Below are 13,039 nucleotides of genomic sequence, written 5' to 3'. Positions count from 1 at the left end.
TCAGTGGCCTGCGCCCAGATAGGCGCGGATCACGTCTTCGTTGTTGCGTACTTCATCGGGAGCGCCGTCGCCGATCTTCTTGCCATAGTCCAGCACCACGACACGGTCCGAAATGTCCATGACCACGCCCATATCGTGTTCGATGAGCACGATGGTGGTGCCGAACTCCTCGTTCACATCGAGGATGAAGCGGCACATGTCCTGCTTTTCTTCCACGTTCATGCCGGCCATGGGCTCGTCCAGCAGCAGAACCTGAGGCTCCATGGCCAGGGCTCGGCCCAGGTCCACGCGCTTTTGCAGGCCATAGGGAAGCTGACCCACGGGAGTCTTGCGATAGGCCTGGATTTCGAGAAAGTCGATGATGTGCTCGACGAACTCGCGGTGCTGCATTTCCTCGCGTTGCGCGGGGCCGATGCGCAGGGCCTGCATGAGGATGTTGCTCCTGATCTTGAGGTTGCGGCCGGTCATGATGTTGTCGATCACGCTCATGCCCTTGAACAGCGCCAGGTTCTGGAAGGTGCGTGCGACACCCATCTCGGCCACCTGGCGGCTGTTCATATGACTGAAGGTCTGGCCGCGAAAGGTGATGGAGCCTTCGGACGGTGTATAGACGCCGTTGATGCAGTTGAGCATGGAGCTCTTGCCGGCACCGTTGGGGCCGATGATGGAGCGGATTTCGTGCTCTTTGACATTGAACGAGATATCGGTCAAGGCCTTGACGCCGCCGAAACGCAGACTGATGTTCTTGATGTCCAGAATCACTTCGCCGCTGGTTCTTGTATTCATGAAAATTCCTCTCAGGCGGCAGCCTTGGCCGAAGCCGGGTGGAGCTTGGCTTCGACGATGGTCAGCGTGGCGCTGACGCTGCCCGTGCGGCCGTCCTCGAACTTCACCAGGGTCTCGATGAACTGCTGCTGCTTGCCGGTGTAGAGCGCCTCCACCAGCACGCCGTACTTGTCGGCGATGAAGTTGCGGCGCACCTTGCGGGTGCGGGTCAGCTCGTCGTCATCGGGGTCCAGCTCCTTGTGCAGTACCAGAAAGCGCGCCACCTGGGTGTCGGCCATGCCGGGCTCGCTGGCCAGGTCGGCGTTGACCTTGTCTATGCAGTCGGCCACCAGCTCCAGCACCTTGGCCTTGCTGGCCAGGTCCACATAGCCGCCGTAGGGCAGACCCTGGCGCTCGGCCCAGTTGCCCACGGCCTCGTAGTCGATGTTGATGAAGGCGCAGACCTCGTCCTTGCCATGGCCGAAGCAAACGGCTTCCTTGATATGCGGGAAGAACTTGAGCTTGTTCTCTATGTAGTTGGGCGCGAACATGGCGCCGCGGCTGGTCTTGCCCACATCCTTGGCGCGGTCGATGATGCGCAGCTGACCGTTGGCATCGATCACGCCGGCATCGCCGGTATGGAAGTAGCCGCTGGCGTCGATCACCTCTGCCGTGGCGTCGGGGCGCTTGTAGTACTCCTTGAGCACGGACACACCCTTGACCAGCACCTCGCCGTTGTCGGCAATCTTGAGCTCGATGCCCGGAGCCGCCTGGCCCACGCTGGAGAGTTCCACCTGGCGGTCGCGCTGCAGGCAGACATAGGCACAGGTTTCGGTTTGACCGTAGAGCTGCTTGAGGTTGATTCCGATGGAGCGGAAGAAGCGAAACAGCTCGGGGCCGATGGCAGCGCCTGCCGTATAGGCCACGCGGATGCGCGAAAGGCCCAGAGCATTGCGCAGCGGTCCATAGATGAACAAGCTGCCCAACTGGTATTTGAGGCGATCCATGGCACTGACGTTCTTGCCGTCCAGAATGTCCGAGCCTACGCGACGTGCCACCTCCATGGCCTTGGCATACATCCATTGCTTGAGCGGCGAGGCATCTTCCATGCGAATGGAAACCGAGGTCAGCATGCCCTCGAATATGCGCGGCGGAGCAAAGTAGTAGCTGGGTCCGATCTCGCGCAGGTCGATGGCGATGGTCGAGGCGGATTCCGGGCAGTTGATGGTGAAGCCCGCCACCAGCCATTGCGCAAACGAGAACAGATGGTCTCCCACCCAGGCCGGCGGCAGATAGCAGATCACATTGTCCGAAGCATTCAGGCCATCGGTCTGCACGCCGCCGCGGGCAGATTCGCCAAAGCTGGCGTGGGTCTGGCACACCCCCTTGGGCTTGCCCGTGGTGCCCGAGGTGTAGAGGATGACCGAGACATCGTCGGGCGAGACGGCCTGGACCATGGCCTCATAGGCTCCTGCGTGCCGTGCATCCCATTCCTTGCCCTTGGCCAGCAGTTCATCGGTGCTGATGAGTCCGGGTTGGTCATATTTGCGCAGGCCGCGCGGGTCGTCATAGATGATGTGGCGAATGCTTGGCACGCTCTCGCGTACTTCCAGCAGCTTGTCCACCTGTTCCTGGTTCTCGGCAAAGGCGAACGCGATCTCCGCATCCTCCATCACAAAGCGCATCTCGGCGGCCACGGCATCCTGGTACAGCGGAATGGGCACTGCGCCACAGGCCTGAACGGCCAGAAAGCCCATGTAGACATGAGGCCGGTTATCGCTGATGAACGCCAGGTTCTGGCCACTTTCAAGCCCCAGCGCGCGCAGGCCGCAGGCCATGTGGCGCACGGTCTGTGCGGCTTCGCGCCAGCTCCAGGTTTGCCAGATGCCATACTCCTTTTCGCGCAGGGCGGGCGCATCGGGGCGTTCTGTCGCGTGCTTGAGCAGCAGTTGCGGGAACGTGGTTGTCATGCCTGATCCTCTTGGTTGGGGTTGGAGCCGTCGCGGCTACCCTTCACGAAAGTCTTGCAGACATGCTATGAGTGACTTTGACGTCAGGATGTCTGTTTGACGACAATTTGAGGGAAAGCCTGCATAGTGAAAATCCGCTGTAACAAATGCTGCTGAAAATGGCGCATTTGCTGCCTCGTGGAAATCCCGCTGTTGCGCCAGCGCGGCTTTGGCAATGCTTCTGGGCATGAGTCAAGAACTGTCCCTGCATCAAAGGCGGCGCAAGCCTTTGAGCTCAGAACTCGATGGCATTCCCTGGTGGCCTGTTCTGTTGCCCATGGAGCGTGAAAACGTGGCACGCGTGCTGCTCGTCGGCGATGCCGAGCCGGGCGACTATGTCTGCCGCACCGGTCGCCCGCCTACCTACTGGTTTGGCGTGGTCGACGGCCTGCTCAAGATGAACACCGAAAGCGCCGACGGAGTCAGCATGACGCTGGCCGGCCTGCCTCCCGGCGGCTGGTTTGGGGAGGGAACGGTCATCAAGCGCGAGCCCTATCGCTACAACGTGCAGGCCATCCGCAAGACTGTTGTGGGTGGCCTGCCCATAGACATGTTCCACTGGCTGCTTGATCACTCCATAGGCTTCAATCGTTTTGTGATGAACCAGCTCAACGAGCGCCTGGGCCAGTTCATCGCGGCGCGCGAGATCGACCGCATGAGCAACCCCGATCTGCGCGTGGCGCGTACTCTGGCCGCCTTGTTCAACCCCTTGCTCTATCCCGGCGTGGGGCAGATTCTGCGCATCACCCAGCAGGAGCTGGCCAATCTGGTCGGCCTGTCACGTCAGCGTGTGAACGAGGCCTTGTCTGTGCTGCAGCGCGAGCGCGTGATCCAGATCGAGTACGGCGGCCTGCGCGTGCTGGACCTGGAAGCGCTGCGGCATGGTGAGTTCTGTGCGTCGCGCAAGGCGCTTGCCTGAGGGACGTCCTATAACCTAGCTCCGCGCTGGAATTGTGGATAACTCTCGCCTCGCGCCCGCGCGTCGCGAGACAATTACGCCCAAATGTCAGTCAAACCTCCTAAAGAGTCCGGCGCCCCTGGTGCTGGCAAATCCTCCGCGCCCTCTGATTCCTCGTCGGCGCGCCCTGTTTTGCGTGCACCGGCCAAGCCAGCCAAGGCCGAAAAGCCTGCGGCAGCCCGTGGCTCCAGGCCCGCTGGCGGTACCGATCGCGGCCCGCGTGGTGAAGGCCCGCGTGGCGAACGTGGCGCCCGCCCTCAGCGTGAGCGCGACGAGCGCCCCCGCGCTTCCGGTTTTGGTCGTCCCGATGGCGGCCGCCCTGCTCGTGACGACGGTGAACGTCGCGGCGGCTTCTCGCAGCGCGATGAGCGCCGCCCCCGCTCCGATCGCGATGAAGGCGGCGAGCGCCGCTTTGGCGGCGGTGACCGCGGTTTCCGCCCCTATGGCGAGTCGCGTGATGGTGATCGCGGTGGCGAGCGCCGTGAGTTCCGTCCCCGTGACGACCGCCGTGATGACCGCCCTCAAGGCGGCCGTGACTTTGGTGACCGTCCACGTTCGTCCGGTTTTGGTCGCCCCGACCAGGGCCGCTTCGAGCGTTCCGAAGGTGGCGAGCGCCGTGAATTCCGCCCCCGTGACGACCGCCGTGATGACCGCCCGCAAGGCGGCCGTGACTTTGGTGACCGTCCACGTTCGTCCGGTTTTGGCCGTCCCGACCAGGGCCGTTTTGAGCGCTCCGAAGGTGGCGAGCGCCGTGAATTCCGTCCACGCGACGGCGAACGTCGTGGCGGTGATCGCTTTGAAGGCCGCCGCGATGAGCGTCCTCAAGGTCGTGACTTTGGTGACCGTCCGCAAAACCGTGGTTATGGTCGCCCAGACCGCTCCGAAGGTGGCGAACGCCGTGAATACCAGCCCCGTGATGGCGAGCGCCGTGGTGGCGATCGCCCGCAAGGCCGCGACTTTGGTGATCGTCCGCAGAACCGTGGCTACGGTGACCGTCCCGAAGGCCGCTCCTTTGATCGTGACGACCGCCGCGGGGATGCCCGTCGCGGTGATGACCGCCGCAACGACGAGCGCCGTGGTGAACGCCGCGATGAGCGCGGTAGCGAGCCGGAAAAGCGCCATATCCCCGGCTCGTTTGTGTCGGAGGCGACCCGTCGCCCCACCACCGGTATTCGCACCTATCGCCCCGCAGCCGATGGCTCGGACCGTGCGATTCCCGTCAAGCGTGCTCCCGAAGCCGAAGCGCGCCAGGACGACCGTCCCGGTGCCATTCGCATCAACAAGCGAATTGCCGACATGGGCATGTGCTCGCGTCGCGAAGCCGATGAGTGGGTGGAAAACGGCTGGGTCACGGTCAATGGCGAAGTCGCAACCATGGGTCAGAACGTGGTGCCCGGCGACAGGATCGAGATCGACCAGAAGGCTCAGGAACGCCAGGACCAGCAGGTCACCATCCTGCTGAACAAGCCCATGGGCTATGTCAGCGGTCAGGCCGAGGACGGCCATGAGCCCGCCGTGGTGCTGATCACCAACGAGAACCGCTGGAACGAAGACCGCAGCAAGACGCGCTTCAACTTCAGCCAGCTCAAGGGCCTGGCTCCCTGCGGTCGTCTGGACATCGACTCCGTGGGTCTGCTGGTGCTGACGCAGGACGGCCGCGTGGCGCGCCAGATCATTGGCGAGGACTCGGAAGTCGACAAGGAATACCTGGTGCGAGTGACCTTCGGCGATCGCGACGTGGATGTGCAGTCCGTCTTCCCAGAGGAAAAGCTGGCTCTGCTGCGTCACGGCCTGTCGCTGGACGAGCAGCCGCTCAAGCCGGCCCAGGTGGACTGGCAGAACCCCGAGCAGCTGCGCTTTGTGCTGACCGAAGGCAAGAAGCGCCAGATTCGCCGCATGTGCGAGCAGGTCGGCCTCAAGGTCGTGGGCCTCAAGCGCATCCGCATCGGCGGCGTGACCCTGGGCAATCTGCCCACCGGCCAATGGCGCTATCTGGCTCCACACGAGAGTTTCTAAGCTCCCCCTGAGCCGCTTTGCGGCTTCCCCCTCTCTCTACGCGCTGCGCGCTATGGGAGGGGGACGACACCCTCGGTGCGGGGCGGCGGGGCCGCCCAGGCCCTTCCTCGGTGTCTCTTGCTTGGGGTGCGCCAGTTTTTCAGTGAAATTGGCCTCTGGCCCTTTATTGATAAGCGCAAGTAGCTATTCTTTTTGAATAAGTGCTTGCGCTTTTTTCTTGCTCGAATAGCCCTTGAAATATCAGGGGCAGGCCCTAGCTATGACTGCGAATCGCCTTGAGAGGTTCTCCGGGCGGCTTTTGATTTCAGTTTTTCGCTCACAAAGACATGACAAAGCAAACCCATTCCTTCCAGGCCGAAGTGGCCCAGCTGCTGCACCTGGTCACGCATTCGCTGTATTCCAACCAGGAAATCTTCCTGCGCGAGCTGATCTCCAATGCATCGGATGCCTGCGACAAGCTGCGCTTTGAAGCGCTGGGCGACGCCAGTCTCTACGGCGATCAGCCCGAGCTGGAAGTGCGCGTTTCCTTTGATAAGGCTGCCCGCACGCTGACCATCACCGATACCGGCATCGGCATGAGCGAGCAGGAGGCCATCGACAATCTGGGCACGATTGCCAAGAGCGGCACCAAGGCCTTCATGGAAAAGCTCAGCGGCGACCAGAAGGCCGATTCGCAATTGATCGGCCAGTTCGGCGTGGGCTTCTACTCGGGCTTCATCGTGGCCGACAAGATCACCGTGGAAACCCGCCGCGCCGGTGCTCCGGCATCGGCCGGCGTGCGTTGGATCAGCGGTGGCACGGGCGACTTCGAGATCGAGCAGATCGAACGCGCCCAGCGCGGCACCAGCATCATCCTGCACCTGCGTGAAGATGCCGAGGAGTTCCTTAACGGCTACAAGCTCAAGCAGGTCATCTCCAAATATTCCGACCACATCAGCCTGCCCATCCTGATGGAAAAGGAAGAGTGGAAGGACGGCGAGAACGATCAGCCCGGCGAGATGGTCAAGACCGGCGAATGGGAAACCGTGAACAAGGCCAGCGCCCTGTGGACCCGCGCCAAGAAGGACATCACGGAAGAGCAGTACAAGGAGTTCTACAAGGCCATCAGCCATGACTTCGAGGACCCGCTGACCTGGAGCCACAACCGCGTCGAAGGCAATACCGAGTACACGCAGCTGCTCTATATCCCCGCCAAGGCCCCGTTCGACCTGTACCAGCGTGACAAGCATGCCGGCATCAAGCTCTATGTGAAGCGCGTCTTCATCATGGACGACGCCGAGGCGCTGATGCCCCAGTACCTGCGCTTTGTGAAGGGCGTGATCGACTCTGCCGATCTTCCGCTGAACGTGAGCCGCGAGCTGCTGCAGGAAAGCCGCGATGTACGCCTGATCCGCGACGGCTCGGCCAAGCGCGTGCTGTCGATGCTGGAAGACCTGGCACGGCATGACAGGCATGAAGCCGCAGCTGAGGCTGCGGATGGCGTGCAGGATGTCGTCAGCGAAGAGGACAAGGCCAAGGAAGGCAAGTTCACGCAGTTCTACAACGAGTTCGGCGCCGTGCTCAAGGAAGGCCTGGGCGAGGACTTCGGCAACAAGGAACGTATTGCCAAGCTGCTGCGCTTCGCCACCACCACGCATGAGGGCCTGAACACCTCGTTTGCCGACTACAAGGCACGCATGAAGGAAGGTCAGGACGCGATCTACTACATCACGGCCGACACCCTGGCTGCGGCCAAGAACAGCCCTCAGCTCGAAGTGTTCAAGAAGAAGGGCATCGAAGTCCTGTTGATGACCGATCGCGTGGACGAGTGGGCGCTCAATTATCTGCACGACTTTGACGGAACGCCGCTGCAGTCCGTGGCCAAGGGTGCCGTGGATCTGGGCAAGCTGCAGAACGAGGAAGAGAAGAAGGCCGCCGAGGAAGCTGCCGAAGCCTTCAAGCCCGTGCTGGCCAAGCTCAAGGAAGCACTCAAGGACCGTGCCGAAGACGTGCGCGCCACCAGCCGCCTGGTCGACTCGCCCGCCTGTCTGGTGGTCAGCGACGGCGGCATGAGCCTGCAACTGGCCCGACTGCTCAAGCAGGCCGGCCAGGCCGCGCCCGAGTCCAAGCCCGTGCTGGAAGTGAACCCCGATCACGCCCTGGTCAAGAAGCTCGACGGCTCGGTCCACTTCAACGATCTGGCCCAGATTCTGTTCGACCAGGCCGTGCTGGCCGAGGGCGGCATGCCCGAAGATCCTGCTGCTTATGTCAAGCGTGTGAACGCGCTGCTGGCCTGAGCGGTTCGGTTACCCCGATAAAAATCCCCGCAGAGTGGTGGCTCTGCGGGGATTTTTATCATGATTTCTGGCTATATCGCTTATGGGCAGGTGGCAACCAGCTATCAAAATTGATTAGCTGCGTGAACGTGCAAGCAGGCTGCGATCCCAGAGCACCATGGCCAGGGTGAACAGGCCCAGCAGGCCGCCCATGAGACTGGTGCCGGCCCAGCCATGTGCCAGCCAGGCCCACGAGCCCAGTGCCGAGCCGAGGGAGGCGCCGAGAAAGTACGTGGTCATATAGACGGCATTGATGCGCGAGCGGGCCTCGGGTGCCAATGCATAGACCACGTTCTGGTTGCTGATGTGCAGGGCCTGCAAGGCACCGTCAACCACCAGCAGGCCCAGCATGAACCACCAGAGGCTGCTGCCGCCCAGCCACAGGCACAGCCAGCCCAGCAGCATCAGAATGGCGCCGGCCAGCGTGGTGGACTGCTCCAGCCCTTTGTCGGCCATGCGGCCTGCCACATTGGCCATCAGTGCGCCGGCAATGCCCACGATGCCGATCAGGCCGATCATGAGATCCGAGAGTTCAAAGCCCGGCCCGGCCAGCAGCAGCGCCATGGTGGAGAACAGCACGCTCACGGTGGCAAAGCCGGTGCCGCCAATCAGCGCGCGGCTGCGCAGGCGCGGATGTCGGCGCAACAAGTCCCCCAGGGACTTCATGACTTCACCATAGCTGACGGGAGCGGCGGGAGCCGCCTTGGGCAAGGCACGTGCCAGCAGCAGAGCCATGAAGGCCGTAGCGATGGCACCTGCCCAGTAGACGGTGCTCCAGCCGCCCAGATCGGACAGAATCCCCGCCACGCTGCGCGAGGCCAGAATGCCGATCAGCAGGCCGCTCATGACCAGCCCTACGGCGCGGCCGCTGGTGCCGGGGGCGGCGAAGGTGGCCGCCATGGGCACCAGTACCTGGGCGGCCACCGAGAAGACACCGGCCATCAGCGTGCCGGCAGCCAGCAGCGCAAAACTGCCTGCCAGGCCGCTGATACCCGAGAGCAGCATGCCGCAGGCGGCTAGCAGCATCAGCGTCAGAACCAGGCGGCGGCGCTCCAGCATATCGCCCAGCGGCACCAGAAACAGCAGGCCCAGGCCGTAGGAGACCTGGGCCATGGTCACGGTGCTGGAGGCCTGGGCATCGCTGATGTGCAGATGCTGGACCATGGAGTTGAGCAAGGGCTGGTTGAAGTAATTGGCTCCGGCGCACAGACCGCAGGCCGTGGCCATGAGCAGCAAGGTGGTTCTGGAGAGGACGGTAGTGGCCGCTGGTGTTGTGGTTTTCATGAGGCGTTCAGGTGTGCAGGGTGTCAGGCGGGAGTGGCGGCTTTGGCGCCCACCGCCATGGGCAGGGCCGCCGTGGCCTCCACCTCGATCAGCATGCCGGGCAGGGCCAGCTTGGGCACGGGAATCAGCGTGCAGGCCGGAAAGCGCGGCCGCTTGTCGCCGGGTTCGCCGCTGCCCCAATGCTGTCTTACGGCGCTTTGCCAGTGCTCGAAGCGCTCCAGCGAATGATCGACGATGAGCACGGTGAGCTTGAGCACATGGCCCATGTCCGCGCCACCGGCGTCCAGGGCGGTCTTGATATTGGCCAGAGCCTGCGCAGCTTGCAGGGCAAAGCTGTCTGGCAGCTCGGCCAGGGCGTTTTCTCCGCCCTGGCCCGAGACGAAGAGCCAGCGCAGCGGCTCCTGGACGGTGACCACATGGGTGTAGCCATTGGGCAGGCTGTCATAAAGACCGGCGGGCTGCAAATAGCACGGTTGCGGGGCAGGGGCAATGAAACTGGGCTTGGCGTCCATGAAGTCTTTCAGGCAAGGCTGGTCCGGCAGGGCCCGCCAGCAGCAGGCCTTTGTTCCGGAAGCCGCTGGAATTGTTCAACCTCAACTAAGCTTGAGGTCAAGAGGTTTGTATGACCACACAGGATTGCGGTTATGGCGGCCAGGCCGGGACAAAGGGAAGCAACGGGAGATGACTGTGCAGTGTGAAGAGGCTGGCGATATGAATGGATGCGGCAGCGGCCTGGTGGCCGAGGCTGAGGGAATGCCGGATCTCAGTGTGGGAGAGGTCGCCAGCCGCAGCGGGGTGGCGGTATCGGCCCTGCATTTCTATGAGAAGCAGGGCCTGATCGAGAGTGCGCGCACCGCAGGCAATCAGCGTCGCTATGCACGAGCGGTGCTGAGGCGGGTGGCCGTGATCAAGGTAGCCCAGCGCATGGGCGTACCCCTGGCCGAGATCGCGCAGGCACTGGCCCATCTGCCGGCCAACCGCGTACCCGGCAAGGCCGACTGGAGTCGCCTGTCCTTGCATTGGCAGGCACAGCTCGATGCACGCATTGCCATGCTGACCCAGCTCAGGGATCAGCTCGATTCCTGCATAGGCTGCGGTTGCCTGTCTCTGCAGGCATGCCCGCTGCGCAACGACCATGACTGTCTTGCGGCGCAGGGAGCCGGCCCGCATTTCAGATAGCCGGGCCTACTGGCGCGGCACGGGCAGCACGCGTGCCCTTGCGCTGATGATGCCAAGCAGTGCCGACAGCAGGCCCAGACAGGCACAGAAGCCTATCAGTGCACCCGTCAGCCCTATATGGTCGGACAGCCAGCCCATGCCCAGGATGGGGACGATGGTGCCTACATAGCCCACGACCAGATAGGTGGACAGCAGGCCCGTGCGGTTGATGGGCTTGGAGACCTTGTTGACCACGGCCATGCCCGACAGATTGCACAGTGCATGACCGCAGGACATGCTCAGCACACTCAGAGCGAACAGCCATGGCGAGCCGGCAAACAGATTGAGAACCAGCAGGGCATTGGTCGCCGCCAGGGCGAAGAAGCCGATGATGATCAGTCGCTTGGTGGGGTAGGGCCGGGCGATGAGCTGAATGCCGGCCGACAGAAACAGGATGACGCCGATGGACAGACCCGAGACTGCCGGTCCGTGCCAGGGCAGCATCTGGGCCATGAAGCTGGGGGCCATGGCGGCAAACAGGCTGAACATGCCGAAGGCAGAAAACGCCGCCATGCAGCCCAGCGCATAGTGGTAGAGAAAAGGCTTGCGCGGCTGGGAAATGCTGGGCAGAACATCTTTAAGTGTCAGGCCGGGAGCGTTGTGGACGGGCGCACTGGCCGCCGGTAGCTGGACCTTGAACAGCGCATGGATGCCCAGAAAGCTCAGTGCGATGGGCGGCAGATAGCTGCTGACCAGCGGGTGGGGCACCCATTGCGCCATCAGGCCGCCAACCACGGGCCCCAGGCCGAAGCCGAAGGCAATCGTCAGGCTGGTGGTCGCAGCCGCACGCTGCAGGTCGCCCTTGTTGTTGAGCTGGGTCATGCCTATGGAGGCCGAGGTGGTGATCAGGCCCGAGGCCAGGCCGATGATGAAGCGGGAGGCGCCCAGACTCCAGGCATTCCAGGACAGGGCCGAGCCGATGACGCCCACGGTCATCACCATCAGTCCCAGGCGCAGCACTTTGAGAAAACCGAAGAGGTTGGTCAGACGGCCCAGAAACAGCAGGCTGATCAAGGCGCCCAGCATATAGGTCACGAAAATCTGCGTGATATGGCTGGGCTGCAGCCCCCAGGCCTGCTGGTAGAGCGGGTAGAGCGGGCTGGCAAGCGCCGTTCCCATGACGCCGACGCACATGGAAAAGCAGACCCAGGCATAGGGGCTCAGACGGGATTGCATTGGGAAGGCTTTGGTGGAGCAGTCATCCGCATGCCCGGTGCGGGCAAGTCGGCTTGGCCTAAAATTATTAAAAATGACTAATTGGTCAATTTTAATAATTCTAGAAAAGGATTTCAGAGCATGGCGGATGTTGCGACGGCAGCCCCTTGTGCGGACCCGGATATCGGCACAGTGGCAAAGCGTCAGCGGCGCACGCGTGGCCCGAGTCTCGACAAGACAGCGCAGACCCGTCAGCAGATCGCGGAGGCCGCGCTGGCCGAGTTCGTGGAGTGCGGCGTGGCCCGCAGCACCATGGAGCGCATCGCCTGCCGCGCGCAGGTGGCTAAGGGCACGCTGTATCTCTACTACCCATCCAAGGATGAGCTGCTGCGGGGCGTGGTGGAGCATGCGCTGCGGCATTCGGCCGTCTACCGGCCGCTCAAGCGTCGAAAAAGCGAGACGGTGCGTGCCTTTCTGCGCCGCAGTCTGCTGCCGACGCTGGAGGCGGTCGAGAGCAGCGAGCGCGGCATGCTGGCACGTCTGGTGCTCAGCGAGGCACGGCATGCGCCCGAGCTGGCCAGACTGTACAAAGAGCTGGCTTTTGATGCCTGGCAGAACTATGTGCAGGACTTGCTGGCGCTGGCCGTGAAAGAGGGGGAGCTCAAGACCCGCTCGGTCAGCCGCAGTGCCCAGTTGCTGGCCAGCCCGTTCTGGATGGCGCTGGTGCACAACAACCTGCTGGCTTCCGAGGGCTCGCAGAAGCTGGCTCTCAAGCCACTGGTCGAGCTACTGATTGATAACCTTTTTGCGGTCACGGCGGGTGACAATGCGGCTGTTAAACGTCAGTGAGAGTTAGTGAGATGAATTCCATGCCAGTCACCATAAAGCCCGGTCATCACAGAATCCTGAGCACGGTCTGTGCCGCTGCTCTGGTGCTGGTCTTGCCCGCCTGCGGCTCCGTAGGAGCTGGCGTGGGCGTCGGGATTCCGGTGGGGCCGTTTTCCGTGGGCGTGGGCCTTGGCAGCGGCGGTCTTAGCGCAGGCGTCGGCACGGGCGTCGGGCCTGTCGGTGTGGGCGTAGGCGTCAATCAGCGTGGGCAGGTGCTGGGGAGTGCCGGTGTCGGCGCTTCCACCGGTGTGGGCGGTGCCAGCGTGGGTGTCGGGGTGGGGTCCTCCACCGTGCTGCATGACCCCAATCGCCCGCAGGCACCAGAGGCGCAGCCCGCGCCGCCGGCCCCCGCACAGAGCGGCGATGCCGTGCAATGGCGCGATGCACGTGGGCAGCTCGTGCCCGAATGCCGTTTGCAGGGGCGCTGCTAG

Annotated in this window: 11 protein-coding genes; 6 read left to right on the top strand and 5 right to left on the bottom strand. The window is 63.0% G+C overall.

The genetic code is table 11. The annotated features are described in order from the left end of the window. Window positions 1–786, bottom strand: a complete 786-nt coding sequence (locus tag AAIL67_RS11275) for an ABC transporter ATP-binding protein (protein WP_003068658.1) — start codon at window positions 784–786, stop codon at window positions 1–3. Between the two features lie 11 nt (window positions 787–797). Continuing rightward, entirely contained in the window at window positions 798–2,735 is a 1,938-nt protein-coding gene (locus AAIL67_RS11270; RefSeq protein WP_034391224.1) for an AMP-binding protein, read from the bottom strand. Window positions 2,736–2,961: 226 nt separating this feature from the next. Between AAIL67_RS11270 and AAIL67_RS11265 the strand changes: the two genes are divergently transcribed. From AAIL67_RS11265 to htpG, 3 genes are all read left to right on the top strand, one after another. After that, on the top strand, window positions 2,962–3,693 hold the full coding sequence (locus tag AAIL67_RS11265; protein WP_034355313.1) for a Crp/Fnr family transcriptional regulator: 732 nt from the start codon (window positions 2,962–2,964) through the stop codon (window positions 3,691–3,693). Between the two features lie 84 nt (window positions 3,694–3,777). Further along, window positions 3,778–5,748, top strand: coding sequence for a pseudouridine synthase (locus tag AAIL67_RS11260; RefSeq protein ID WP_343484063.1), 1,971 nt, complete (start codon window positions 3,778–3,780; stop codon window positions 5,746–5,748). Window positions 5,749–6,074: 326 nt separating this feature from the next. Next, window positions 6,075–8,024: a molecular chaperone HtpG gene (gene htpG, locus AAIL67_RS11255; RefSeq protein WP_034377265.1), complete on the top strand. Its 1,950-nt coding sequence runs from the start codon at window positions 6,075–6,077 to the stop codon at window positions 8,022–8,024. A gap of 114 nt (window positions 8,025–8,138) precedes the next feature. On the opposite strand, the gene AAIL67_RS11250 is transcribed toward htpG, so the two are convergent. Continuing rightward, entirely contained in the window at window positions 8,139–9,347 is a 1,209-nt protein-coding gene (locus tag AAIL67_RS11250; protein WP_045838773.1) for an MFS transporter, read from the bottom strand. A gap of 23 nt (window positions 9,348–9,370) precedes the next feature. Next, a complete protein-coding gene (locus AAIL67_RS11245; RefSeq protein WP_034377263.1) occupies window positions 9,371–9,859 on the bottom strand; it encodes a RidA family protein in 489 nt (162 codons plus the stop codon). A 199-nt stretch (window positions 9,860–10,058) separates the two neighbouring features. Between AAIL67_RS11245 and soxR the strand changes: the two genes are divergently transcribed. Then, window positions 10,059–10,526: a redox-sensitive transcriptional activator SoxR gene (soxR, locus tag AAIL67_RS11240; protein ID WP_003068674.1), complete on the top strand. Its 468-nt coding sequence runs from the start codon at window positions 10,059–10,061 to the stop codon at window positions 10,524–10,526. A gap of 6 nt (window positions 10,527–10,532) precedes the next feature. On the opposite strand, the gene AAIL67_RS11235 is transcribed toward soxR, so the two are convergent. Further along, window positions 10,533–11,741 (bottom strand): MFS transporter, encoded by a 1,209-nt coding sequence (locus AAIL67_RS11235; protein WP_082877365.1) that lies wholly within the window; start codon window positions 11,739–11,741, stop codon window positions 10,533–10,535. A 120-nt stretch (window positions 11,742–11,861) separates the two neighbouring features. Here AAIL67_RS11235 and AAIL67_RS11230 point away from each other — a divergent pair, with 120 nt between their 5' ends. Together AAIL67_RS11230 and AAIL67_RS11225 are read left to right on the top strand one after the other, a co-directional pair. Next, entirely contained in the window at window positions 11,862–12,569 is a 708-nt protein-coding gene (locus AAIL67_RS11230; RefSeq protein ID WP_034354790.1) for a TetR/AcrR family transcriptional regulator, read from the top strand. Between the two features lie 11 nt (window positions 12,570–12,580). Continuing rightward, on the top strand, window positions 12,581–13,039 hold the full coding sequence (locus AAIL67_RS11225; RefSeq protein WP_343484062.1) for a hypothetical protein: 459 nt from the start codon (window positions 12,581–12,583) through the stop codon (window positions 13,037–13,039).

This window comes from Comamonas sp. A7-5 (genome assembly GCF_039581385.1).
GTDB lineage: Bacteria > Pseudomonadota > Gammaproteobacteria > Burkholderiales > Burkholderiaceae_C > Comamonas > Comamonas thiooxydans.
The sequence above is the reverse complement of the archived record's forward strand: the minus strand, read 5'-3'. Positions and strand labels throughout refer to the sequence as shown.

Excerpts from the sequence above, each read along its gene's own strand:
- AAIL67_RS11275 (WP_003068658.1), bottom strand. The coding sequence starts at position 786 with ATGAATACAAGAACCAGCGGCGAAGTGATTCTGGACATCAAGAACATC.
- AAIL67_RS11270 (WP_034391224.1), bottom strand. The coding sequence starts at position 2,735 with ATGACAACCACGTTCCCGCAACTGCTGCTCAAGCACGCGACAGAACGC.
- AAIL67_RS11265 (WP_034355313.1), top strand. The coding sequence starts at position 2,962 with ATGAGTCAAGAACTGTCCCTGCATCAAAGGCGGCGCAAGCCTTTGAGC.
- AAIL67_RS11260 (WP_343484063.1), top strand. The coding sequence starts at position 3,778 with ATGTCAGTCAAACCTCCTAAAGAGTCCGGCGCCCCTGGTGCTGGCAAA.
- htpG (WP_034377265.1), top strand. The coding sequence starts at position 6,075 with ATGACAAAGCAAACCCATTCCTTCCAGGCCGAAGTGGCCCAGCTGCTG.
- AAIL67_RS11250 (WP_045838773.1), bottom strand. The coding sequence starts at position 9,347 with ATGAAAACCACAACACCAGCGGCCACTACCGTCCTCTCCAGAACCACC.
- AAIL67_RS11245 (WP_034377263.1), bottom strand. The coding sequence starts at position 9,859 with ATGGACGCCAAGCCCAGTTTCATTGCCCCTGCCCCGCAACCGTGCTAT.
- soxR (WP_003068674.1), top strand. The coding sequence starts at position 10,059 with ATGAATGGATGCGGCAGCGGCCTGGTGGCCGAGGCTGAGGGAATGCCG.
- AAIL67_RS11235 (WP_082877365.1), bottom strand. The coding sequence starts at position 11,741 with ATGCAATCCCGTCTGAGCCCCTATGCCTGGGTCTGCTTTTCCATGTGC.
- AAIL67_RS11230 (WP_034354790.1), top strand. The coding sequence starts at position 11,862 with ATGGCGGATGTTGCGACGGCAGCCCCTTGTGCGGACCCGGATATCGGC.
- AAIL67_RS11225 (WP_343484062.1), top strand. The coding sequence starts at position 12,581 with ATGAATTCCATGCCAGTCACCATAAAGCCCGGTCATCACAGAATCCTG.